Genomic DNA, 23,717 nt, shown 5'->3' on the forward strand with positions numbered 1-23,717 from the left:
ATGACATTGACCTTCGCCCCCTTCCTGCCGTGGATCGTGATCGCCGTTCTGGCCGTCGCCGCCCTTGCCCTCTCCTTCATCGGCCTGTGGCGCGGCGTGCGCGGCGCATGGCTGCGCGGGCTGGCGCTCGCCGCTTTGCTCACCGCCATCGCCAATCCGCTTCTGACACAGGAGGAACGCGAGCCGCTCTCCACCATCGTGCCCGTCATCCTTGACCGCTCGCAGAGCCAGGATGTGCAGGACCGGCCGCAAATGACGGATACGGCGCTGGAGACGCTGAGAGACCGGCTCTCCCGTTTCCCGCGCATCGAACCACGCATCGTCGAAGTGCGCGACAATGGCGAGAGCGACTCGCCCTCGACCCAGCTTTTCTCGGCGCTATCTTCCGCCGTTTCTGATGTCTCGCCTTCCCGCGTCGGGGGCGCGATCTTCCTCAGCGACGGCCAGATTCATGATATCCCCAATGCCCTGCCCAACGCCGAACAGGCGCTCGGCTTTCGCGCACCCGTCCATGGGCTGATCACCGGCAAGGCTGACGAATTCGATCGCCGTATCGAAATCGTCCGCGCCCCTCGCTTCGGCATCGTCAACGAGGAACAGCAGCTCACGCTGCGCGTCTTCGATGACGGCCGCCCCGCAGGCGGCGGTTCGGCAGAAGTGACGGTGAAGATGAATGGCGAAGAAATCGCCACGCTGCAGGCGACACCCGGCCAGCCGACGCCGTTCAATTTCAAGGTTCCGCGCGGCGGCAACAATGTCATGGAATTTTCCGTCGCCGAGCTTCCGGGCGAAGTGACGGCTGCGAACAACCGCGCCGTTCACCTGATCGAAGGCATCCGCCAGAATCTCCGCGTGCTGCTCGTCTCCGGCGAGCCGCACGCCGGCGAACGGGCGTGGCGCAATCTCCTGAAATCCGACGCCTCGGTCGATCTGGTACATTTCACCATTCTGCGCCCGCCGGAAAAACAGGATGGCACGCCGATCAACGAACTCTCGCTGATCGCCTTCCCAACCCGCGAATTGTTCGTCGAAAAGATCGAGGATTTCGACCTCATCATCTTCGACCGCTATCAGCATCGCGGCGTGCTGCCGATTCTTTATTACGATTACATCGCCCAATATGTCGAAAAGGGCGGCGCGCTTTTGATCGCCGCCGGGCCGGAACATGCGGGTCAGGATTCGATCGCCATGACGCCACTCGCCTCCGTGCTGCCTGCGCAGCCGACCGGTCAGGTGCATCAGGCCGCTTTCTACCCGCGCCTTTCGGAAGCGGGCAAGAAACACCCGGTCACCCGCGGGCTGGAAGGTTCGGGCAACGAGCCGCCGCAATGGGGCCGCTGGTTCCGCACCATCAGCGTCGACCCGCCGCAGGGCCAGACCGTGATGCTGGGCGACGGGCAGGACCCGCTTCTGGTGCTCAACCGTCAGGGCGAAGGCCGTGTCGCCATGCTGCTGTCCGATCAGGGCTGGCTGTGGGCGCGCGGTTTCGAGGGCGGCGGCCCACATGTGGCGCTTTATCGCCGCATCGCCCACTGGCTGATGAAGGAACCCGAGCTTGAGGAAGAGGCGCTGACGGCACGCGCTAACGGCCGCACCCTGCAGATCACCCGCCAGACCATCGGCGATGATCCCGGTCAGGCAAGCGTGCGTTTCCCTTCTGGCAAAACCGAGAACATGGCCTTCACCAGCACCGAGCCCGGTCTTTACAGGATCGAGCGCCGCATGGACGAAACCGGGCTGTTCGAAATCAAAAACGGCGATTTCACCACCCTCGTCCATGTCGGCGCGGTGGATGCGCCGGAATTCAAGGCGATGATCTCGACCACCGAAACGCTGAAGCCGCTGGCCGAGGCCACCAAGGGCAGCGTGCACCGTGTCGCCGACAATTCCGGCCGTATCGCGCTGCCCGATATATTGCCCGTTCGTGGAGATATCAGGGTTGCCGATGAGGATCGCATGCTGATACGCATGACCGACGAGACGGTGCTGAAAGGCGTCAATACCCTGCCGCTCTTTGCCGGTTTTGCCGGGCTTGCCGCCCTGCTGCTCGCCTTCTCCGCGCTGTGGTGGCGTGAGGGCCGGTAAGGGCGTTTCCAGCGAAGCGCTTCAGGTCTCGGAACGGAAAACGGGAAACGGCCGCCGCCCGGCGGCCCGGGAAGATGAACATGAATTTCGTTTTGAGCGATGTCGCGGATGCAGAGGCCGAAAAGGCCATTCGCGATCCGCTGGTGGCTTATAATCTCGCCCGTTTCGGCGAAAGCGACAAACGCGAACTCAACATCACCATCCGCGATGACGACAATACCGTCACCGGCGGTCTGGTGGGCCATACCGCTCGCGGCTGGCTTTACGTGCAGCTTCTTTTCGTGCCGGAGGTCATGCGCGGTCAGGGCACAGGCCCGAAGCTGCTTGCCATGGCGGAGGAAGAAGCCAGAAAGCGCGGCTGCATGGGCGCCTATATCGACACGATGAACCCGGACGCCCTGAGAACCTATGAGCGCTACGGTTTCACGAAGATTGGCTCGCTTGGCCCCCTTTCCAGCGGCCAGTCGATCACCTGGCTGGAGAAGCGGTTCTAGGCGGCAATCCCCGATACCCCACCGTCCACCGTTCGTCCCATAGCCTCGCGGATTTGCTGGCGAAGCCATACGGCTCCGGCATCCGCGTCAGTCTGCAATGTCCAGACCATGGCGACGGGCGGGAAACTCAGCGTCACCGGCACCGGGCTTATTTCCAGCCCCAGCATTGGCGCATAACGCAGCGCGATGCGTGAGGACACGGTCGCCAGCACCGCCGAGGATCGCGCCGTTGCCAGCACCGAGAGAAAATCCGGTGCGGCCGCGACGACATCGATTTCCAAGCCGCTCAGTTCCAGCGCATCCTTGATGCAGCCATGGAGGCTGTCCGTCTGCGAGATAACCGCATGTTTGGCCTCCATATAGGCGTCCAGCCCGACGGGATTGGGCAGATCGAGCAAGGCCGGATTGAAACAGCAAAGCACGCTGGAGGAATAAAGCGGTTCGCAGTGGTGGCGCTGCTCTTTCGAGTAGGTGCATCCGACCGCCATGTCGATCACACCCGTATCCAGCATCGCGGTAATTTCCTGCTCCTGCCCGCTGCGGGCCAGAATGCGAATACCGGGCGCGATCTCCCGCAGTCGCGCCGTCAGATCCGGCAAAAGCAACAGCTCCACCTCGCTCGACATGCCCAGCCGGAACGTGCGGCGCTCCGTCGCCGGATCGAACACATCCGCCGTCAAAACCGCCGCCTGCGCCTGCCTGAGCGCCTGCCGCACCGGGCCCGCCAGATGGAGCGCCCGCGCCGTCGGCTTCATCTCCTGCCCCACGCGGATGAAAAGCTCATCCTGAAACAGGGTCCGCAAAGTTGAGATGTTATGGCTCATGGCCGGCTGCTGGATTTTCAGCCGCCGCGCGGCGCGCGTCACGTTCATCTCTTCCATCATCGCATCGAAAGCGACGAGGAGATTGAGGTCGAAGGAACGGAGATTGAAATGATCGATAGTTTGCATAAGTCACATCGATTTGATTGCTGACCCCCTTACACTTAGCTGGAGTGCGGAAAGTTTCAAGACGTTCCCTAACTCAGGAGCCTTTAATGCCATCACGTCGCTCACTTCTCAAAGGCGCCGCCAGCGCCATCTTTGCAGCCCCTTTCATTGCGCCCTCCCTCGCCTTTGCCAAAGCGCCGCTCGCTGCCACACAGGCACCCGGCTTCTACAGGCTGATGGTCGGCAAGGTGGAAGTCACCGCGCTGTCGGATGGCGTCGTCGCGCTGCCGCTTGCAAAACTTTACACCAACACGACACCGGAACACGCATCCAAGGTGCTGAAGGATGCCTTCCTGCCGGACGAGACGCCGACCTCCGTCAATGCGTTTCTGGTCAATACCGGCGACAGGCTGGTGCTGATTGATGCCGGCACCGGCACCTATCTCGGCGCGAGCCTTGGCAAGCTCGTCGCCAATATCGAAGCCTCGGGCTACAAGGCCGGTGAGATCGACGACGTTATCCTCACACACATCCACACCGACCATTCCGGCGGACTGTCGGCGAATGGCAAACGCGTTTTCGCCAACGCAACCCTGCACGTCAACAATCGCGAAGCCGCTTTCTGGCTGGATGAGGCAAAGGCGAAGGCCGCGCCCGAAGCGATGAAAAAATATTATGCTGAAGCCAAGGAAAGCATCCAGCCCTATATCGATGCCAGCAAGTTCAAGACATTCGGCGACAATGCCGCGCCGGTTCCCGGTCTCGGCTCTATCCTTTACGCCGGCCACACGCCCGGCCACAGCGCTGTCGTTCTGGAAAGCGAAGGCCAGAAAATCGTCTTCTGGGGCGATATCACCCATGGCGATATCCTCCAGTTCGATGAGCCTGACGTGGCAATCGAATTCGACGTCGACCAGAAGGCCGCCGTCGTGGCGCGTGATTTGGCATTCAAACAGGCGGTAGAGGGCAAATATCTGGTGGCCGGCGCGCATATCGCCTTCCCCGGCATCGGCCACGTGCGCACCGATAGCACCAATTATGATTGGCTGCCGGTCAATTACGCCGCGCTCTGATAAGAACAAGACGTGGCCCGGTTCTGAAAGATCGGGCCATCGCCGTGGATCGCGACCTCAGGTGAGCGCCACCTGGCGCGTTTCCGCGTTGATCATCGTTGCGGCTATGGCCGCCAGCACCAGCAAACCGGCAAAGATGCCGATCGCGACCCCAAAGCCCTGCGCAATGGCATAACCGAGCAGAGACGGCGCCAGCAGGCCGCCGAGCCTTGCCATGGCGCCCGCAGCCCCCATGCCGGTCGCCCGCGATTCCGTCGGGTAAAGCTCCGGCGTATAGGCGTAAAGCGCGCCCCAGGTGCCGAGCAGCGCAAAGCTCATGATAAGAAGCGAGGCGGCGATCATCGCACCCGCCGAGGCCAGCGTGAAAAGTAGGCACCCAAGCGCAGAGAGCAGGCAGAAGCCGATCAGCGTCGGCTTGCGGCCCCATTTTTCGACGCCATAGGCGGCAAGCGCATAACCGGGGATCTGCGCCAATGCCACCAGTACCAGAAACCCGTAACCGCGCACGAAACCGAACCCGTCTCCGGCCAGTTTCGCCGGCATCCATGTGAAGACGCCGTAATAGGAAACGGAAACGAGGAACCAGATGGCAAGGATCATGATGCTGCGCTGCCGGAGCGCCGGTGAAAATATCCCCTGCCCTTTGCCCACGTCAGGCTGGAAAAGCCCGGTCCCGGCATCGAGCGGCGCACGCCCATTCGTCACCAGCATGCGGTTGACGACGGCCTTGGCTTCCTCCAACCGCCCGCCGCGCAGCAGGTAAAGCGGCGATTCCGGCACCAGAAAGCGCAGGCCAAGGCCGAGAACCGCCGGAAAAGCCGTCACCGCGAATATATACCGCCACGCATCGGCAACGCCGGCAAGGCTGGCGCCCCAGGCCGCCAGCGCCACGATCAGCGTGCCGACAGCCCAGAAGCCCTCGAGAAAGACCAGCCAGCGTCCCCTGTTCTTCGCCGGCAGGAATTCGGCCATCATCGCATAATCCACGGGCAGCGTGCCGCCCACGGCAGCGCCGGTGAGAAAGCGCAGAACGAGCAGAATAGTGAAATCAGGCGCGAACACCGAAAGCACGCCGAACAGCGCATCACAGGCCACGGTGACGATCAGCACGCGGCGACGCCCGTAACGATCCGCCAGCCGCCCGAAACCGGCAGCACCCAGCAGCATGCCGAAAAAGAACGCCGTGCCGGTCTGCAACGCCTGCGGCACCGTCAGCCCGAAGGTTGCGGCGATAGACGCGGCGGTGAAGCCAACCGCCAGAACCTGCATGGCATCCGCCGCCCAGACGAGGCCGAATATGCCCATCAGCCGCCGTTGATAGGCGCCTGCGCCCGCGCGCTCCAGCGCATCGTTCATGGTAATCGCCGTCATGCCCCGCCCCTTTGCAGAAATCGACTTTGACTTGCTATCGTATAGGGGGAGGAAACGGAATTGAATTCTGTGGCGGAGACGCGCTGTTTCGAGACAGACCATCGGAAGAAGATTTTACCACACGAGGATTGGCACGGCAGTCTCGATGGTTCCCGTAATTCGCAACAGGCCTTCCGTCACCCCGGATTAGATCCGGGGTCCAGCCAGCCCAAGTCCTTGGGCTGAAAAAAGATTCTTTAGCCGCGCCGACGCGCGTCGGCTGGATTCCGGCTCAAGGCCGGAATGACGGAAGGGATAGTATCATGGTGAGAAGAAAAATCTTCAACCGTAAACCCTGAGCGGCTCCTCAAAACCCTCATCTTCCGCCGTGGCGGCCGACATCACGGCCTCGCATTTACGCCAGCCGATCTTGCCCTTCAGCCGCTGGTGCACGTCGTCGCCAATCGGCACGACGAGCACCCGGTTCGGGTCCACCGGGCCTGGAAAATCGAGCGCCGCATAAGCGACCTTCTCGAAACCGAGCGGCATGTAATAGGGCGGATCGCCGATCAGGATTACCGCTTCCGAGCCCTTCCGCCGGGCGGCGGCAATGGCGATCCGGACGAGCTCCCGGCCGATACCCTTGTTCTTGTGCGACGGCCGAACCGCAAGGGGCCCGAGCATATGGCCCTTCACCCCGCCCGCCAGAACCGGCGTCATGCGCACTGAAGCAATGGTTTCGCCATCATCGGCGCAGACGAAGGACAGCGACCGGTCATGCGGCCCCTGCTCACGAATGCGCGCTGCGGCCCGGGTATGCCTACCGGGACCGAATGCTTCTTCGTTGATGACGTCGATGATGGCGTCGTGCGACGCGTCCTCGGTGAGGTAGACAAGATCGTGCTTGGACATGAAGAGACCGAAACTTCCAGAATGCGGATGCGACAATAGATGACGGCTGCGCCGGTTAGGGCGTTCAGGAGCGTCAGCGTCGTCGGAGCATCCGTGGTTCGATCATAATCAAAAATTTCCTCAGAATTGTGAGAATTGCAGTTATCAGGAAAATTCTCACCCGTCCAGAACAAATCTCTGCGCTATCCCATTCAGTTTCCACAGGACCGGAAACGCATTGTTCAACGCCTTTCGGGTTCGCGGGAGAGTGCAGAACGGTTAGGATCGCTCAAAAGGAAACAATTAAGGAGATCATCATGGGCATGCTGGTGGAAGGCGTATGGAAAGACGTCTGGTATGACACCAAGGAAACCAAGGGGCATTTCAAGCGCAGCGCCTCGCAATTCCGTAACTGGATCACAGCGGATGGCGCGCCCGGTCCTTCCGGAGAAGGCGGGTTCGAGGCCGAGAAGGACCGTTACCACCTCTATGTCTCCTTCGCCTGCCCCTGGGCGCACCGCACCCTGATTTTCCGCAAGCTGAAAAAGCTGGAGGACCTGATTTCCGTCTCCGTCGTCGATCCGCTGATGCTGGAAAACGGCTGGGAATTCAAGCCTGAGGGCGAACGCACGCCGGGCGCGACCGAGGATCACCTCTTCGGCTCCTCCGCACTCTGGCAGGTCTACACAAAGGCGGACCCCAAATATTCGGGGCGCGTCACCGTGCCGGTGCTCTGGGACAAAAAGCGCGGCACCATCGTCTCCAATGAATCGGCGGAAATCATCCGCATGTTCAATTCCGCCTTCAACGATCTCACCGGCTCGCAGGCCGATTATTATCCTGAAGCGCTACGCGGCGAGATCGACGCACTGAACGACGTGATCTACGACACCGTCAATAACGGCGTCTACAAGGCCGGCTTCGCCACCACGCAGGATGCCTATCAGCAGAATGCCGTAAAAGTGTTCGAAACGCTCGATATGCTGGAGGACCGCTTGAAGGACCGGCGCTTCCTGTTCGGTGCGGAACAGACGGAAGCGGACTGGCGCCTGTTCACGACGATGGTGCGGTTTGACCCCGTCTATGTCGGCCATTTCAAATGCAATATCCGCCGCATCCACGACTATCCGCACCTGACGGATTACCTGCGCGATCTTTACCAGACGCCGGGCGTGCCAGAGACGGTGGATATGCGCCACATCAAGGAGCATTATTACCGCAGCCACCGCACCATCAACCCGACCGGCATCGTGCCCATCGGCCCGGAACTGGACCTGACAATGGCGCATGGCCGCGAGGCGCTCTCCTGACGGAGAGCCGCCGCCTTTACCAGTGATCGACGATCGGCGCTTCGGCGGCAAGCTCGGCAAGGCGGCGACGGGTGGCGGCCGTCACCCCTTCCGGCAGCTCCGACAGGTCGAAAAAGCCGCTTTCGGCAATTTCGTGATCCGGCTTTTTCGGTTTGGTCTGGGTGACGTCAAGCCGGTAGAGCGCAACATGATCGCGATTGCTGCCTTCCAGATTGAGATAGACATGGAAAAGCTCCGGCCTGGAGGCTGCTTCGAGATTGCCTTCCTCGCGGATTTCCTTGTGCAGCGCCACGAGCAGGGTTTCACCACGTTCCACCCCGCCGCCCGGCAGATACCAGCCCGGCAGATAGGTGTGCCGCACCAGAAAAATCCTGCCCTTTTCATCGAAACAGGCCGCACGCACGCCAAGGGTGGCGCCGCGCGTGAACAGAAAAACGAAATGCAGAAAACGGATGAAGACACGCATATGGAACGGACGGGCCTGCCGCCCGGTTGTTTCGTCATTCACCCTGGTTTCTCCCCGCCTGCCGGCTTTCATTGGACGCGCGGCATATCATAGGTTATCTCTGCCGCCATGTTCAAACTTGCGCATATTTCAGACGTCCATTTGGGGCCACTGCCAAAACTCACTTTCCGCGAACTTGCATCCAAGCGTATCACCGGTTTTGTCAACTGGCACCGCAACCGCCGCAAGCATCTCTTCACCGATACGCTGGAAAAACTGCTCGACGATCTGGAGACAAAGTCACCGGACCATCTGGCTATTACCGGCGATCTCGTCAATCTTGCGACCGGGATTGAAATCCGCGCCGCCGCCGACTGGCTGGAGGAGGTGGGCGATCCCGAAAAAACCTCCGTCGTTCCCGGCAATCACGACGCCTATGTTTCCGGCGCGCACGACAAGGCCATGCAGGCCTGGTATCCCTATGTTCGTGGCGATGGCGATCCGCCGGAGTGGGACGACGACCGCAAGATTTTCCCCTATATGCGCGTGCGCGGTCCCGTCGCACTCATTGGCTGCTCCACCTCGATTGCGACACCGCCTTTCTCAGCCACTGGCTATTTCGGCAACCGGCAGGCGCGCGCGACGGCGGAGCTTTTGAAAAAAGCCGGTGAACAGGGGCTGTTCCGGGTGGTGATGATCCATCACCCGCCGATCCGGGGCGCTTCCCCCACCCACAAGCGTATGATCGGCATCCGCCGTTTCGCAGCGGCGCTGGGCGTCGGCGGCGCGGAACTCGTGCTGCATGGCCATACCCATCTCAACACGGTCTACTGGCTGAATACGCATCATGGGGAAGACCACATCCCGGTCGTCGGCATTTCCTCCGCCAGCCAGGGACCCGGCGGTGAAAAACCGCGCGCGGCCTATAATCTCTTCCATATTTCCGGTGGCCCCGGCACATGGAATGTCGCCTGTGAGCGCCACAGCCTCAATGAGACGGGGACGGGCGTGGCGCTGGAGGATGTGCGGGTGTTTTATGAAAACGGGCGGCCGCTGGGGTTTTCGCTGCTGGGGGAGTAAATTCGCTGCGGTGAGGTTGGAGTGTGTGGCTTCACCCCCCCCCCTCTGCCCTGCCGGGCATCTCCCCCTCAAGGGGGGAGATCAGCAGGAAGCGCTACCGCCATTTCATTAACAAACGTTGAGATGGGCGAGACCTATCCGCGAGTCGATCTCCCCCCTTGAGGGGGAGATGTCCGGCAGGACAGAGGGGGGTAAAGCCCCACCCTCAAGGCCCACTTACCGCGCCCGCTCTTCCAGCACCCGATTGGCCGCCGAAACAATCGCCTCCAGCGACGCCGCTACGATATTCGTATTGACGCCTGCCCCGAACAGCTTGCCGCCCGGATGCTCCATCTCGACATAGGCAATGGCCGAAGCGTTCGAGCCATGCTGCAGCGAATGTTCCGAATAATCATTCACCGACAGATCGATGCCGAGATAGACCGACAGCGCATTGATGAACCCGTCGATCGGACCCGTACCCTTGCCTTCGATACGCTTCACCTCGCCATTATCGGTGATCTCGGCGGCGACGATGCGCACGCCCTTGAAATCGCCGGCCGGATAGGTGTGGTGATCGACGAACTTGATGCGCGCATTCGGCTGCGTCACGTAACGCTCGATAAAGCGCTCGTAGATGCGCTTGGCCGGCAGTTCCACGCCCTCTTCATCGGTGATGCGCTGGATATCCTCGCGGAATTCCACCTGCAGGTTGCGCGGCAGGTTGATGCCGTAATCCTGCTGCAGAATGTAGGCTATGCCGCCCTTGCCGGATTGCGAGTTGATGCGGATGATCGCCTCGTAGGAACGGCCGACATCCTTTGGGTCGATCGGCAGATAGGGCACTTCCCACACTGGGTGGTTGGCAACCTTGATCGCCTTCATGCCCTTGTTGATCGCATCCTGATGCGAGCCGGAAAAGGCCGTATAGACCAGTTCGCCGACATAGGGGTGGCGCTCGGGGATCGTCATCTCGTTGGAATATTCATAGACCGCCTTGATGCGCTCGATATCGCGGCAATCCAGCTCCGGATCGACACCCTGCGTATACATGTTCAGCGCCAGTGTCACGACGTCGACATTGCCAGTGCGCTCACCATTGCCGAACAGCGTGCCTTCAACGCGGTCCGCACCGGCCATCAGGCCCAGTTCGGTCGCGGCGATGCCCGTGCCGCGGTCATTATGCGGATGCAGCGAGATGATGACGTTTTCGCGATTGTCGATATTGCGGCACATCCATTCGATCTGGTCGGCATAGATGTTCGGCGTCGCCATTTCCACCGTCGAGGGCAGGTTCAGGATCAGCTTGTTGTCGGCCGTCGGCTTCACCACCTCGACCACGGCGTTGCAGATTTCCAGCGCCACTTCCAGCTCTGTGCCGGTAAAGCTCTCAGGCGAATATTCGAAGCGGTAACCGCCGCCGGCCTTCGCCGCCATATCGGTGATCATCTTGGCCGCATCGACGGCGATCTGCTTGATGCCGTGCACATCCTTGCCAAACACCACGCGGCGCTGCAATTCCGAAGTGGAATTGTAGAAGTGGATGATCGGCTTGTTGGCGCCCTCCAGCGCCTCGAAGGTACGGGTGATCAGCTCCGGCCGGCACTGCACCAGCACCTGCAGGGAGACATCGTCAGGCACATTGCCCTCTTCCACGCACCAGCGGGCGAAATCGAAATCCGTCTGCGAGGCGGAAGGAAAACCGATTTCGATTTCCTTGAAACCCATTTCGAGCAGCAGCTTGAACATGCGGGCCTTGCGGTCGTGACCCATGGGGTTGACCAGCGACTGGTTGCCGTCGCGCAGGTCCACCGAACACCAGATCGGCGCCTTGTCGATGGTCTTGCCCGGCCAGGTGCGGTCGGGGATATTGATGGTCGGGTAAGGGCGATACTTCACGCTCGCGTCAGCCATACCCTTGGAAATATTGGTGATCTTGCCGTCCATTTCGCTTCCTCCTTGCGCAGTCCGCGGGCGTCTTTCGCCATCGGCGGATGCGCGGCCCTTGAGGGCCTAAATCCAGTATAAAATGAGATTTCGAGATGAGGAGCGTTTGCACCAGCGGGCTTTCGGCCGCCGGGCGCTCCTCACTGGACCCGGCAACCGCGTGTAAGGTCGAGGCTAAGAAGCGAGAGTGCACCGCATGGCGAGGCCTTCGCAGAAATCTGCGCGCTCATGCCAAAAATGGTTGCGATGCTGTTGCTCATGGCGATGTGTATAAACAGCGGCTGGCGGTCTGACAAGTGATCTTGTGCCGTGCGCCGGTTATTTTCCCTGCCTGCCGCTCTCCAACCTTTCGGCAATCCATTCGGCCATCAGGGATTGTCGTGTCCTGCCAAGGCGCACCGCTTCCGCATCCACTTTTCGCAAAAGCTTTTCAGGCAGATCGATATCGACATGCACCATTTCCAGTCCAGGACGGCTTGCCTTGGACCAGTCGAGATAATCGTCGATGTCTTCGCCATCGTCGAATTTCCTGTCAAATTCTTCAGCGCTGATCGTCTTCATAACGCTGCCTTTCCTTGTCTCTGGAACGCCTGACGGAGATGATACGCAACCGGTCATTTCTGTAAGTATAAATGGCGCTCCAGCACTTCCCGCGTAACTGGGCGACCATAATATACCGCTCTTCCGACGTGGTTTCGAGAGGAACGACGAGTCTTTTCTCGTCCAGCCAAAGCGCTCTTGCCTCCACAAAATCTATTCCGTGTTTGTCTTTGTTACTTTCACTTTTGGCAGGATCGAATTCGAAATCCATAAATAATATTTCTTTAAAACAATAAGCTCCCTATCTAACCACGCTTCACCATCCGCTGCAACGCCATCATCAGCCCGCCGCCGATCAGGCCCCAGAAGGCCCCGGAAATGCCGCCGAAGGAAAGGCCGGAAGCCGTAATGAGGAAAGTGATGGCCGCCGCCTCGCGGGTTTCCTGCTCCCTGAAGGCTGCGACAGCGGAACCGGAAAAGGCGCCGACCAGCGCCAGCCCCGCCACCGCCTGAATGAGGATGGGCGGCGCCAGCGCCACGAAGGCGGTGACCACGCCCGCCAAAAGACCGAAAATAATATAGCCGACACCACCGATGATCGCCGCCCAGTAACGCCGCTTTGGATCAGGATGGGCGTCCTCGCTCGCGCACATGGCAGCAGTAATCGCCGCTAGATTGACGGCATGGCCGCCAAAAGGTGCGGAAAGCAGCGAGAAAAAGCCGGTCGAGGCGAAAAGCGGTCCGGGCTGCGGATCGAAATGATTGACCTTCAGCACCGCGATGCCGGGAATATTCTGCGAGGCCATGGTGACGATGAAGAGCGGCAGCGCGATGGAGACAACCGCGTGGAGACTGAAGACGGGCGTTACCCACTCCATCGGCGGCGTCAGCGATTGCGCCACGCTGTCCAGCGCACCCGCCGGAATTTCGACGCCAAAAATCATCACCAGCACGAAGGCGGCAAGGGCGGCGGGCACGGCGAACAGCCGTTTAAAGGCTCCCACCACGATCCAGGCGAGGATGATGGGCAATCCGAGCGCCGGGTTGAAGCCGATCGCCTTGATGGGCGCAAAACACAGGCCGATGATGACGCCGGAGAGCATGGCATTGGCAAGCGGCGCTGGAATGGAGGCGACCGCCTTTCCCAGCGGCCGGAACAGGCCCGCGATGATGATCAGGATGGCGCAGATGATGAACCCGCCGACGGCCGCCGGAAAGCCGCCCTCAATGACGCCGGTGGTCGCAAGCAGCGCCGCACCCGGTGTCGACCAGGCGATGCTGATGGGAAGCCGGGTGGCGGCGGAGAGAATAATGGCGCAAAGCCCCATCGCCACCGAAAGCGCCATCAGCCCCGACGCCGCCTCGAAATCCGTCGCGCCGACAGCTTTCAGGCCCTGCAGCACGACGGCGAAGGAGCTGGCGAAACCGACAAAGGCGGTGAGGCAGCCCATGAACAGGCTCTGGACGGAAAAATCTTTCAGCATGAAGCACTCTGCGGCCTGCGGCCTGTCGCAAACAACCGCAGCGGTCCGCATTGGCGACAGGCAGAAACAAAACTGAAGCGTGACGCGCGACTCCGGGGATGGCGACACGCTTTGGATGAAGCGTGATTATATTCAGGATCAAAAAAGACGTGGCTTGGCAAGATGAGCCGCCAGACTTCAGGTACGGCGGCATGGAAAACGTCATCAAAGTTTAGCGGCACGGCGCTAATCCTCCCTGCATCACAACCGGTCATCCGCCACAAGAGGGACCCTTGCCATGCTGCGCATCGTCACCACCGTCGCCTGCTGTTTTGCGGCTTTGCCCGCCGCGGCCCAGACCCCGCCGCCGCCGGCCTTTCTCGGCCAGATCGTCGTTCCATCGGGCCTCTCCATCGATGGCGTCACCTTCGGCGGCATTTCCGATCTCGCCTTTGACAGCGAAACCGGGCGTTATCTCGCAATTTCCGATGACCGCGTGGAAAAAGGGCCGGCCCGTTATTACGAACTGGAACTGACTGTCGCGGAAGGCGCCGCCACGCTCAACATCGCCGCCACGCGCGAATTGAAGGACGAGACCGGCGCTGCTTTTGCGCCGAAGGGCATCGATGCGGAAGGCATCGCGCTCGACCGCAAGGGCGGCAAGCTCTACTGGTCCTCCGAACGCGACCTGAAGAACCAGCCGGCGCTTTACGTCTCGGACCTCGACGGCAGCAATGTGAAGCGGCTGGAACTGCCAAACGCCTATCTCGTTGATGACGCCAAGACCAGGGGCGTACAGAACAACCTCGCTTTCGAAGGCCTGACGCTGATGCCCGGCCGGCTGATCGCCGCCACCGAAAATGCGCTCACCCAGGACGGCCCCAAGGCGACGCCGCAGGCGGGAAGCCCGGCCCGTATCCTCGTCATCGACACGGCGACGCTGAAACCGGTCGCCGAGCATGTCTATGTCACCGAGCCTATCTCTAGGACGCCGACAGCCGCCGAGCCGAAATATAACGACAACGGCCTTTCCGCCATCGCGGCCCTGCCGGATGGCCGTTTCGTGGCTGTCGAGCGCAATTTCGCCTCCGGCGTCGGCAATCACATCCGCTTTTTCATCGCCGACATGTCCCGCGCCGACAATATTCTCGGCAAGGACAAGATCGATCCCGCATCCGTGGCCGCCGTATCCAAATCGGCCTGGTTCGAAATCAACGAAGGCGATTTCGGCCTCGATATCGACAATATCGAAAGCTTCGCCTTCGGCCCGGTGGTGGATGGCAAGCAGCTCTTCGTCATCGCTTCCGACGACAATTTCAACACGGGCAAGCAGTTCACCCAGTTTGCGGCATTCGCAATTCCCGCCAATCTGGGTCAGTGAAATCCGCCTAAAGCAGACTGCCGGTTCTGGACCATGTCCGGGCCGGCATCGGCAATCTTGCCTTCACCAGCGGAGCAGACGTGAACCGGCAAAAGCGCCGATGATGCCGGTCAACAGGATGCCCAGCGAATACCAGACTAACACGAAAGCCATGCCGTTTTCGGTGCAGAACCACGAATAGACCCATGCCCCGGCAGCACCTGCTGCGATGCCTGCGGCAAAACCCGCAAGCCTGGGATCAGCGGGAGCCGAACGCTTGAGAACCGCGAAATTCGCGATAAACACCGGCAGCGCGAAAGCAACGATCAAAAACGGGCAATGCAGCGCCGACGATCCGAGAATGAGGGTCCTGTAGGTGCCGGGCACGGCAAACCCAAGCTGGACGAGCGCGATGACCGCCATGGCCACAAAAATCACCGCAAGCCACGCGAACAGACCACCCCTGTCGCCCTCCGGCCGCGCAAGACGCATGACGGCGAAAAATGCGGCCACGGCCAGCAGGGCATTATAGGCGGATTTGACCCAGAAACCCGGTTCGGTCATGGCGTCATTCATATCGCTGCGAAGCCCCAGAATGACGACCATCAGCAGCAGCGAAACGCCGAGCGCGGGCAAGGCGGCGAACGCCAGCCTCCGCTCCAGCGCAAAAGCCGGTACGGGTTTCAGATCGCCTGCCAGTTGATCGATGATGTCTTCCGTCTTCCTCACGTGTCCCCCCGCAACTTTGCCGCCAGGACTTTCAGCGTTCTGTGAATACCAACCCTCGCCGCAAGCTCGGTCTGGCCGGATTTTTGCGCCGCTTCGGCAATTGAGTGACCTTCGAGCTTCACCCTTCGAATGAGATCCCGTTGCCGTTCCGGCAACTCATCAAGCAGCCGCTCCACATCCATGCGGGCCGTGACCGCATCGACGGACGGTTCCGCCTCCAGCGTTTCATCGAGTTCCACTTCCGTCAGCACCCGCGCACCCCGGCCCCGATAGTGATCGATGAGCTTGTAGCGCGCTATCGAAAAGAACCAGGCCGTAAACGGTCGCGCACGATCATAGGTCTCCCGTTTGGCGTGAAGCGACAACAGCGTCTCCTGCACGAGATCTTCGACATCGCCTCTGGCGGCGGCGGCCATGCGCCGGCCGTAATAGGCGATCAGCAGCCGTCTCAGGGCATGAAGCAAATGCCTGTAGGCGCCTTCGTCCCCATCGAGGGAACGCAGCATCAGCATTTTCAGTGTCTCTTCCGAAGGGCTGCCTGTCATCGTCACTATCGGGTTATTCGCAATCGGCAGGATATTGTTACATAGTGGCTTTAAAAAAATCTCGCCCGAACTTGTCCTCACAAGCGCGTGAAGATGTAACGGCCGGGCGTTCCCGGACGAATGGACAATCGTGAGCCCCGGCGCGATGCCGGCGGACATTCAACGACGTCCAGAGGAGACCCTTCATGACCCGCATTTTTACCGCCATTGCCGCCGCTTCCCTTCTGTCCGCTCTTTCCTTCGCAGGCATCGCCCATGCCGACAGCATGAAAACCGATGCGATGAAGAAGGATACCATGCATAGCGACACCATGAAGACGGAGACGATGAAAAAGGATGGCATGTCCATGGCCAGCAAAAAGGATTGCATGCACAAGGCCGGCATGGAAATGGACAAGATGAAAAAGGCCGACATGATGAAGGCCTGCGACATGATGAAATAACACCGGCCCAAAAGGAAAAAGCCCGCACCGGTTTTCACCGATACGGGCTTTCTCAACTGAAAAATCGAAAACTCAGAGTTCCGACTGGCTCTCGACGATCTTGCCGACGAGGCCGTAATCCTTGGCCTCTTCCGCGCCGAGCCAGTAATCGCGATCGATATCCTTGGCGATCTTTTCTTCGCTCTGGCCGGTGGCCTTGGAGAAGATCTTGATCAGGCGCTGGTTCATCTTGATGATTTCGCGGGCCTGGATTTCGATGTCGGACGCCATGCCGCGCGTGCCGCCGGAGGGTTGGTGCAGCAGGAAGCGGGTGTTCGGCAGGCAGAGGCGGCGTTCCTTCGGCACCGAAACGTAAATCAGCGCGCCGGCGGAAGCGACCCAGCCCGTGCCGATGATATAGACCTTCGGCTTGATGAACTTGATCATGTCGTGGATGGAATCACCCGATTCGACATGGCCGCCCGGCGAATTGACGTAAACGCGAATGTCGTCGTCGCTGGCGGCGGCAAGAGCCACGAGCTGTGTGCAGACCTTCTGCGCCAGTTCCTGCGTGATGCCACCATAGATGAAGATCGAACGCGACTTGAAAAGATTCGCTTCCGTTTCCTTGCCGATCGGCAGTTCCTTGCTCTTGTCGTCTTCGTCTTCGTTCATCAACGGCTCTCTCCAGCAAAATTCGTGCATGCCCTTCGGACATAGTGCGACTTGTTACGTAAGGCAATGAGAGAAAAAGGCAAGGTTTGCCCGCCAACAATAAACAGCACCCCCGGCAGATGACGCATGGACAGCCTGTCTGCCTTCGCGATATCGTTGACGCCTCATTGCAGCGCCGCCTGCCGCGGGAAGCCCCAAGATTCCGTTGCGGACGGCCATAATTTCAAGAGGGAACCATGCTGAAAAGACTAAGCCTCACTGCCGCCGCACTGGGCGTTACCGCCCTGCCCGCTTTCGCCCATTTGAACCCGGAAGAACACGGCTCCTTCATGGCCGGCGTCTCCCACCCGTTCTTCGGTGCGGATCACATTCTGGCGATGGTGGCCGTCGGCATCTGGGCCTCGCAGATCGCCGTGGCGCAGAGCGACCGCAAGGCGCTGTGGATCGTGCCTTCCGCCTTCGTCGGCACCATGGCCGCTGGCTTCCTGATGGCCGTTTATGGCATCGGGCTTCCCTTCGTCGAACCAGCAATTCTCGCCTCCGTCATCGGTCTCGGCCTGCTTGTTGCCATGGCGGCAAGGCTTCCGACGGCAGCGGCGGCGGCCGTTGTCGGCGCTTTCGCGCTTTTTCACGGCCACGCCCATGGCGGTGAACTCGGCAGCGCCGGCGCGCTTCAATTCGGCATCGGCTTCATGATCGCCACCGCCATCCTGCATGCGGCCGGCATAGCACTCGGTCTCGGCATTGCCCGTTTCGGCTCAGTAGCCAGCCGCACGGTCGGCGCGTTGACGGCGATTGCGGGTCTCTCGCTCGCCTTCGGCGGCTGACGATCATTACCGAAATTTAAAATTCGGGCTGCTTTGAAAAGCCGGAATTGAGACCTACCTCCTTATCGTGGATTTTCGCTTCACGGTAAGGAGGCATCATATGTCACCGGAAGAAAGCCAGCTTCTCAAGGCCCTGTTCGACAGGACCAGAACCGCATCCGCCACCCCGCGTGACCGCGAGGCGGAAACATTGATCGCAGACGCCGTGCGCGATCAGCCCGCAGCACCTTATTATCTCGCCCAGGCGGTGATCGTTCAGGAAAAGGGCCTGGAGGCGGCGGCAGCGCATATCAAGCAGCTCGAAGACCGTATCCATGCGCTGGAAAGCGGCAACGGCGCCCCGCAGGCCGCAGCGCAGGGCGGCTTTCTGAGTTCCATCTTCGGAACCGGCCAGCCGCAGCCGCCGGCACCCACGCCCGCCCCCTCCCCGGCTGCCCCGCAAACCTCATGGCGCAACGATACCGCCGGCCAGACGGCCGGTCCCTGGGGATCGCCAGCCGGCCAGCAGCCCGGCGGCCCCTGGAGCCAGCAGTCCGCCGCATTCGGACGTTCTTCCGGCGGTGGTTTTCTGCAGGGTGCGCTTGGGACAGCTGCGGGTGTCGCCGGCGGCATGCTGCTCGCCAATTCGCTGAGCGGCATTTTCGGCAGCCACATGTCGTCGCTCGGCCTTGGCTCGCCCTTCGGCGGCGGCAATGCTGCCGGCAACGCGCCTGTCGAGGAAACCGTCATCAATAATTATTACGGCGACAGCGCCAGCCCGCAGAACAACGACGATGACGATATCCAGCAGGCCGATTACGACGACAGCGCCGACGACGCGGATGTCGATTCAGGCGACGACGGTTCGTTCGCCTGAACCTTTAATCTCGTAGAAGCCGGATCAGCCGCGACCGCGATAGGTGGGAACGCCCTGATCCGGCAGCCACACGCCTTCGGGCGCCGGTCCGGTCTGCCAGAAGACGTCGATCGGAATGCCGCCGCGCGGATACCAATAAGCGCCGATCCTCAGCCATTTCGGCTGCAACAGATCAACAAGCCGCTTGGCGATATAGACCGAGCAATCCTCGTGGAATGCGCCGTGATTGCGGAAGGACTGCAGGAAGAGCTTCAGCGACTTCGATTCCACCAGAAAATCGCCGGGAATATAGTCGATGACGATATGGGCGAAATCCGGCTGGCCGGTCATCGGGCAAAGCGAGGTGAATTCGGGCGCGGTGAAGCGCACCACATAATCGGTGCCGGCATTGCCGTTCGGCACTTTTTCGAGAACGGCCTTTTCCGGGCTCTCAGGCGTATCGACCTTCGTGCCCAGCTGCGACAGGCCGGAAACATCCGTCACGGACATGGAAACTCCTGTTTTTCAAACAATCACTTTGACGCCATGCGCCTTTTCGCCTTCCGGCTCGACGTGAATGGCAAGGCTGGCGCCCGGTATGACGTCCCTTATGGCATCTTCAAGGCGGTCGCAAATATCATGCGCCTCGCGCACCGTCATGACGGCTGGAACAACGACGTGAAAATCGATGAAGGCGGCCGAGCCCGCGCGGCGTGTCCTCAGATCATGAACGCCAATGACGCCGCCGGAATGTTCGGCGATGGCCTTCTTGATCGCCTCGTCTTCTTCCGGCTCCACGGCCCGATCCATCAGCCCGCCAAGCGAATGCAGAATGACCTTGGAGCCCTGGAACAGGATGTTGATGGCCACCAGAATGGCGAGCAGCGGATCGAGAATGGCATAACCCGTCAGCAGCGCCAGAATAAGGCCGACGAGAACGCCTGCCGAGGTCACGACGTCGGACATGATGTGATGGCCGTCGGCGGCCAGTGCCGGTGAGGCGTGTCTTTTGCCCACACGGATGAGGATCGTCGCCCATATGGCGTTGATGACGCCCGCCGCCGCATTGATGGCAAGACCAAGAGCCGGCGCTTCCGGCAGCCTCGGGTTGAAAAGACCGCCCCAGGCCTCCTGCACGATCAGAAGCGCGGCAACGACGATCAGCACTCCCTCCACGACGGCGGAAATATATTCCGCCTTGTGGTGGCCGAACTGGTGGTCGTCATCGGCGGGCTTCTGCGCGTAACGAATGACGAAATAGGCGATGAAGGCCGCGACCACATTGACGGTCGATTCCAGACCGTCCGATAAAAGCGCGACCGAGCCGGTGACCCACCAGGCCACGAGCTTGAGGCCCAGCACGCCGAAAGAAAGCGGAATGCTCCAGAATGCGAGCTTCCGGACCAGCGTATTGCCTTCACTGTTCATTTTTGCCCCCGTGCGGATGCGAACGAATTGCATGACCGATTGCCAAAACGCACGAACCGCGCGCACGGGGTCTCCGTGCGCGCGGTTCGCTGTTTGCGCGTTCTATCGTTCAAACGGAGAACAAGGTCAAGGGCCTTGCGCTCAGGCCCAAAACATCACTCTTCGCTTTTCTGCTCGCAGAAACGAATGCGGTTGCCGAACGGATCGGTCACTTCCATCACATCGCCCCATGGCAGTTCTTCAACGCCCGGCTTCATGAAGCGATAGTCTTTCGCCGCCAGTTCCTGTTGATAGGCGTGAACACCGTGCATGGTGGCGAAGATGTTGGAGCCCGGCGTCGCATCGCCGTGATGGCCGCTGAGGTGAAGCCCCATCCCGGCCCGTGAAACCTGCATGTAAAGCGGGAAATTATCGCCGAAGCGATGTTCCCAGTCGACCTCGAAACCGAGAAAAGCGACATAGAACTCCCGCGCCTTGGCCTCGTCGAAAATTCTGACGATCGGGAATATCCGCCCGAAGCCGATGTCTCCAACAGTCCGCTTTCCGGCATCGCCCATGCTGCCCCAACCCCTTTTCCGGCCGTAAAACGATACCGGCCGCACAGGGTGCGGCCGGTAGGATCAGCTTATTCGGCTGCGACGATCTTGCCGTCCTGCCATTTGAACAGCGAGAAGGCCTGCGAGGTCAGGTCGCCGTTTTCGCCGTAGGTCACCTTGCCGATTGCGGTCGGGAAAGCGTCACCGCTTTTCAGGGCCGTGGCAACCGCTTCGGAATCCTTGGCGCTTCCGGCCTTCTCGATGCCGGCCTTCAGCACTTCGACGGCAGCGTAAGCATTGAGCGTGAAGGCTTCCGCCGGAATGTTGGCGGCCTTCAGCGCTTCGGCAGCGGCCTTGGAATCGTCGTTCTTCAGCGCGTCCGAAGCATTGGTGAAGATCGTGCCTTCGCCAGCCTGCGAACCGATGTTCCAGAACTCGCTGTTCGACAGGCCGTCACCGCCGATGACGGCAGCCTTGGACCCGATATCTTTCAGCTGGCGCACCAGAAGACCCGCTTCCGGATGGTAACCGCCGAAATAGACGATGTCGGCATTGTCGGACTTCAGACGGGCCGTCAGCGCACCGAGATCCTTTTCGCCGGGCGTCAGCGCATCGTAGAGAACTTCGGTCACGCCGCCAGCATTCAGCGTGGTCTTGAAGGCGTCCGCCAGACCTTTGCCGTAAGCGCCCTTGTCGTGAATGATGGCGATCTTCTTGTCCTTGAGGTTGGCGAGAACATATTTCGCCGCAACCTCGGCCTGCTGGTCGTCACGACCGCAGGTGCGGAAAACGTTGGCAAGGCCACGGTTGGTCAGGCCCGGCGCGGTCGCCGTCGGCGTCACCATCAGCACGCCGTTTTCGGCAAAGACATCCGATGCCGGAATGGCGACGCCGGACGTCACCGGACCGACGACGAAGTGGATGCCTTCGGCAACCAGCTGGTTGGCTGCGGAAACGCCCTGCTTCGGCTCACCGCCGTCATCTGCAAGCTTCAGCACGACCTGTTCGCCGAGGATGCCGCCCTTCTTGTTGATTTCATTGACTGCCGTCTGGGCGCCGTTCTTCACCTGGTCGCCATAGGCGGCGACAGGACCGGTGAGCGGCGCAATCAGGCCGATGACGATTTCGGCATGAGCAAGGGGTGCGAATGCGAAGGACGCTGCAAGCGTCACGCTGGTCAATGTCTTCAGTTTCATCCTGGTGTCTCCTTAAAGGGGGTCGCGGGACCCGGTGAGCGCCATGGGGCGCCGACCGAATGAAACTATCGGACGCCTCCCGGCGAAAACTCGTTCCATTTTTGAATTCCGAGCCTTCCACTCAACTCATACGGAAGGTTTGATGATTTATGCAAGTCACTTTGCTGGATTAGCTCTATTAGCGGTAAATCAATCGCCGGATCGACCGTGATTGCGCCATCAGAAAGGACGCATCGGCTTTCCGTAAACGCTTGGCGTTTGGTCGCCGCTGGAGGATAATACGCCATGATCACAGCAGATGAAGAATTTCTGACGGGCCTGCCCGTCTTCCTGCATTTTGAAGATGTGGCCGACCCGACGCTTTATCGCGCCCTGCCGCCGGGATGGGGGCTGGCCATCGCCGATATCGTCGATTCGACTTCGGCCATCGGCACCGGCCGCTACAAGGCCGTCAATATGGCGGGTGCGGCGGTCATATCAGGCGTATCGAACAGTCTCGGGCGTCACGACCTGCCCTTCGTTTTCGGCGGCGATGGCGCTGCCGTCGCGGTGCCGCCGCACGGGCTGTCTGTCGCACGCACCGCGCTTTCAAATGTACAGCGCTGGGTGAAGGACGATCTCGATCTTGCCATGCGCGTGGCGCTGGTTCCCGTCGAGGATATTCGTGAAAATGGCTTCGATATTCGTGTCGCGCGCTTTCAGGCGAGCGAGGACGTTTCCTACGCCATGTTTTCGGGCGGCGGCAACAGTTGGGCGGAAGCGCGGATGAAGGAGGGGCAATATGCCCTGCCCGCAGCCGAAAAGGGCGAACGCCCCGATCTCACCGGCCTTTCATGCCGCTGGAACCCCATTCCGGCCACCCATGGCAAGGTGGTGTCGATCATCGCCGTGCCGGGACCGTCGCGGGACATGCCGGCATTTCGCCAACTGGTCGTCGATCTTGTCGATCTCGCCGAACAGGACGCAAGACACGGCCACCCCGTGCCCGAAGATGGGCCGAAACTCGGTTTTGTGCGCGAGGGTCTCGGCCTCGAAGCCCGTGCCGGCGCTGCCTATCGCGATGTCTGGGGCAAGATGCGCCGCTCGTTTCGCGTTCTCGGCGAGTCCCTGCTCGTCAATCTCTTGAGCGTGACGGGGCTCTCGTTCGGACCGTTCAATGCGATACGCTACCGGCGGTCGGTCGCGAGCAACACCGATTTCAGGAAATTCGACGACGGCCTGAAGATGACGGTGGATATCGACACCGCACGGCTCGAAAAAATCCGCGCGCGGTTGGAACAGGGCCGCCTCTCGGGAAGCTGTTATTACGGCCTGCACGAACAGGATGCCGCCTTGATGACCTGTATCGTCCCGTCTCCGCTTTCGCGAGACCATATGCATTTCGTGGATGGTGCCGACGGCGGATATGCGGCTGCGGCCAGCCGTCTCAAGCAGCAGATGCAGTCTGCGGCGCTGGACTGAACGCCGCGCCAGGGCCTCCCCCGAGATCGCAGAGTCCGTTGCACCGCTATAAGGGCCACCAAAAGAAAAAACCGGCGCAATGCGCCGGTTTCAATCGAGTAATGCTTCTCTGGCCTT

Annotated in this window: 25 protein-coding genes; 10 read left to right on the forward strand and 15 right to left on the reverse strand. The window is 60.6% G+C overall.

The features are described 5' to 3' along the window. Both F3H58_RS02440 and F3H58_RS02445 read left to right on the forward strand, forming a co-directional pair. Nucleotides 1–2,085 (forward strand): hypothetical protein, encoded by a 2,085-nt coding sequence (locus tag F3H58_RS02440; RefSeq protein WP_149741082.1) that lies wholly within the window; start codon nt 1–3, stop codon nt 2,083–2,085. A gap of 80 nt (nt 2,086–2,165) precedes the next feature. Continuing rightward, entirely contained in the window at nt 2,166–2,579 is a 414-nt protein-coding gene (locus F3H58_RS02445; RefSeq protein ID WP_077981563.1) for a GNAT family N-acetyltransferase, read from the forward strand. Here the strand turns inward: F3H58_RS02445 and F3H58_RS02450 are convergent. Then, nucleotides 2,576–3,529: a LysR family transcriptional regulator gene (locus F3H58_RS02450; protein WP_078051773.1), complete on the reverse strand. Its 954-nt coding sequence runs from the start codon at nt 3,527–3,529 to the stop codon at nt 2,576–2,578. The genes F3H58_RS02445 and F3H58_RS02450 overlap by 4 nt on opposite strands. Nucleotides 3,530–3,615: 86 nt before the next feature. On the opposite strand from F3H58_RS02450, the gene F3H58_RS02455 reads away from it, so the two are divergent. Then, a complete protein-coding gene (locus F3H58_RS02455; RefSeq protein ID WP_149741083.1) occupies nt 3,616–4,581 on the forward strand; it encodes an MBL fold metallo-hydrolase in 966 nt (321 codons plus the stop codon). A gap of 57 nt (nt 4,582–4,638) precedes the next feature. On the opposite strand, the gene F3H58_RS02460 is transcribed toward F3H58_RS02455, so the two are convergent. Beyond that, nucleotides 4,639–5,952, reverse strand: coding sequence for an MFS transporter (locus tag F3H58_RS02460; RefSeq protein WP_104679561.1), 1,314 nt, complete (start codon nt 5,950–5,952; stop codon nt 4,639–4,641). Between the two features lie 321 nt (nt 5,953–6,273). Continuing rightward, complete coding sequence (locus tag F3H58_RS02465) at nt 6,274–6,843, reverse strand: GNAT family N-acetyltransferase (protein WP_149741084.1); 570 nt, start codon at nt 6,841–6,843, stop codon at nt 6,274–6,276. Between the two features lie 296 nt (nt 6,844–7,139). Here F3H58_RS02465 and F3H58_RS02470 point away from each other — a divergent pair, with 296 nt between their 5' ends. After that, on the forward strand, nt 7,140–8,132 hold the full coding sequence (locus F3H58_RS02470) for a glutathione S-transferase family protein (RefSeq protein ID WP_149741085.1): 993 nt from the start codon (nt 7,140–7,142) through the stop codon (nt 8,130–8,132). Between the two features lie 16 nt (nt 8,133–8,148). On the opposite strand, the gene F3H58_RS02475 is transcribed toward F3H58_RS02470, so the two are convergent. Beyond that, nucleotides 8,149–8,640 (reverse strand): NUDIX domain-containing protein, encoded by a 492-nt coding sequence (locus F3H58_RS02475; RefSeq protein ID WP_149741086.1) that lies wholly within the window; start codon nt 8,638–8,640, stop codon nt 8,149–8,151. Between the two features lie 66 nt (nt 8,641–8,706). Here F3H58_RS02475 and F3H58_RS02480 point away from each other — a divergent pair, with 66 nt between their 5' ends. After that, nucleotides 8,707–9,657 (forward strand): metallophosphoesterase family protein, encoded by a 951-nt coding sequence (locus F3H58_RS02480; protein ID WP_065655687.1) that lies wholly within the window; start codon nt 8,707–8,709, stop codon nt 9,655–9,657. A gap of 216 nt (nt 9,658–9,873) precedes the next feature. Here F3H58_RS02480 and leuA read toward each other — a convergent pair whose 3' ends face one another. The 4 genes from leuA to F3H58_RS02505 all read right to left on the reverse strand — a co-directional run bounded on the left by leuA (nt 9,874) and on the right by F3H58_RS02505 (nt 13,607). Then, complete coding sequence (gene leuA / locus F3H58_RS02490; RefSeq protein WP_003523073.1) at nt 9,874–11,583, reverse strand: 2-isopropylmalate synthase; 1,710 nt, start codon at nt 11,581–11,583, stop codon at nt 9,874–9,876. A gap of 318 nt (nt 11,584–11,901) precedes the next feature. Then, on the reverse strand, nt 11,902–12,144 hold the full coding sequence (brnA, locus tag F3H58_RS02495) for a type II toxin-antitoxin system BrnA family antitoxin (RefSeq protein ID WP_170985846.1): 243 nt from the start codon (nt 12,142–12,144) through the stop codon (nt 11,902–11,904). Then, a complete protein-coding gene (locus tag F3H58_RS02500) occupies nt 12,125–12,394 on the reverse strand; it encodes a BrnT family toxin (protein ID WP_137003859.1) in 270 nt (89 codons plus the stop codon). The genes brnA and F3H58_RS02500 overlap by 20 nt, the downstream gene beginning before the upstream one ends. A 34-nt stretch (nt 12,395–12,428) precedes the next feature. Then, on the reverse strand, nt 12,429–13,607 hold the full coding sequence (locus tag F3H58_RS02505) for a benzoate/H(+) symporter BenE family transporter (RefSeq protein ID WP_149741087.1): 1,179 nt from the start codon (nt 13,605–13,607) through the stop codon (nt 12,429–12,431). A gap of 277 nt (nt 13,608–13,884) precedes the next feature. On the opposite strand from F3H58_RS02505, the gene F3H58_RS02510 reads away from it, so the two are divergent. Continuing rightward, the gene (locus F3H58_RS02510) at nt 13,885–14,967 is read left to right on the forward strand and encodes an esterase-like activity of phytase family protein (protein WP_149741088.1); all 1,083 of its coding nucleotides are present in this window, start codon (nt 13,885–13,887) and stop codon (nt 14,965–14,967) included. A gap of 63 nt (nt 14,968–15,030) precedes the next feature. Here the strand turns inward: F3H58_RS02510 and F3H58_RS02515 are convergent, their stop codons facing one another. Both F3H58_RS02515 and F3H58_RS02520 read right to left on the reverse strand, forming a co-directional pair. Next, nucleotides 15,031–15,675 (reverse strand): NrsF family protein, encoded by a 645-nt coding sequence (locus F3H58_RS02515; RefSeq protein ID WP_149741089.1) that lies wholly within the window; start codon nt 15,673–15,675, stop codon nt 15,031–15,033. Then, nucleotides 15,672–16,220, reverse strand: a complete 549-nt coding sequence (locus tag F3H58_RS02520; protein ID WP_149741090.1) for a sigma-70 family RNA polymerase sigma factor — start codon at nt 16,218–16,220, stop codon at nt 15,672–15,674. Before F3H58_RS02520 ends, F3H58_RS02515 begins: the two co-directional genes overlap by 4 nt. A gap of 185 nt (nt 16,221–16,405) precedes the next feature. Between F3H58_RS02520 and F3H58_RS02525 the strand changes: the two genes are divergently transcribed. Beyond that, the gene (locus tag F3H58_RS02525) at nt 16,406–16,663 is read left to right on the forward strand and encodes a pentapeptide MXKDX repeat protein (RefSeq protein ID WP_149741091.1); all 258 of its coding nucleotides are present in this window, start codon (nt 16,406–16,408) and stop codon (nt 16,661–16,663) included. Nucleotides 16,664–16,735: 72 nt separating this feature from the next. Here F3H58_RS02525 and F3H58_RS02530 read toward each other — a convergent pair whose 3' ends face one another. Further along, the gene (locus F3H58_RS02530) at nt 16,736–17,317 is read right to left on the reverse strand and encodes an ATP-dependent Clp protease proteolytic subunit (RefSeq protein WP_003523060.1); all 582 of its coding nucleotides are present in this window, start codon (nt 17,315–17,317) and stop codon (nt 16,736–16,738) included. 236 nt (nt 17,318–17,553) lie between these two features. Here F3H58_RS02530 and F3H58_RS02535 point away from each other — a divergent pair, with 236 nt between their 5' ends. Together F3H58_RS02535 and F3H58_RS02540 are read left to right on the forward strand one after the other, a co-directional pair. Then, complete coding sequence (locus F3H58_RS02535) at nt 17,554–18,144, forward strand: HupE/UreJ family protein (protein WP_149741092.1); 591 nt, start codon at nt 17,554–17,556, stop codon at nt 18,142–18,144. A 100-nt stretch (nt 18,145–18,244) separates the two neighbouring features. Further along, nucleotides 18,245–19,000: a DUF2076 domain-containing protein gene (locus tag F3H58_RS02540; RefSeq protein ID WP_149741093.1), complete on the forward strand. Its 756-nt coding sequence runs from the start codon at nt 18,245–18,247 to the stop codon at nt 18,998–19,000. 24 nt (nt 19,001–19,024) lie between these two features. Here F3H58_RS02540 and queF read toward each other — a convergent pair whose 3' ends face one another. The 4 genes from queF to F3H58_RS02560 form a co-directional block, all read right to left on the reverse strand. After that, complete coding sequence (gene queF / locus F3H58_RS02545; protein ID WP_003523055.1) at nt 19,025–19,489, reverse strand: preQ(1) synthase; 465 nt, start codon at nt 19,487–19,489, stop codon at nt 19,025–19,027. Nucleotides 19,490–19,504: 15 nt separating this feature from the next. After that, nucleotides 19,505–20,407, reverse strand: coding sequence for a cation diffusion facilitator family transporter (locus F3H58_RS02550; RefSeq protein ID WP_142780196.1), 903 nt, complete (start codon nt 20,405–20,407; stop codon nt 19,505–19,507). Between the two features lie 155 nt (nt 20,408–20,562). Further along, complete coding sequence (locus F3H58_RS02555) at nt 20,563–20,964, reverse strand: glyoxalase superfamily protein (RefSeq protein ID WP_149741094.1); 402 nt, start codon at nt 20,962–20,964, stop codon at nt 20,563–20,565. Between the two features lie 68 nt (nt 20,965–21,032). After that, nucleotides 21,033–22,139, reverse strand: a complete 1,107-nt coding sequence (locus F3H58_RS02560; protein ID WP_065655678.1) for a branched-chain amino acid ABC transporter substrate-binding protein — start codon at nt 22,137–22,139, stop codon at nt 21,033–21,035. 285 nt (nt 22,140–22,424) lie between these two features. Here F3H58_RS02560 and F3H58_RS02565 point away from each other — a divergent pair, with 285 nt between their 5' ends. Then, nucleotides 22,425–23,600, forward strand: a complete 1,176-nt coding sequence (locus F3H58_RS02565) for a DUF3095 domain-containing protein (protein ID WP_149741095.1) — start codon at nt 22,425–22,427, stop codon at nt 23,598–23,600. Nucleotides 23,601–23,717 lie beyond the last annotated feature (117 nt).

The organism is Rhizobium sp. NFACC06-2 (assembly GCF_900101425.1).
GTDB lineage: Bacteria > Pseudomonadota > Alphaproteobacteria > Rhizobiales > Rhizobiaceae > Agrobacterium > Agrobacterium leguminum.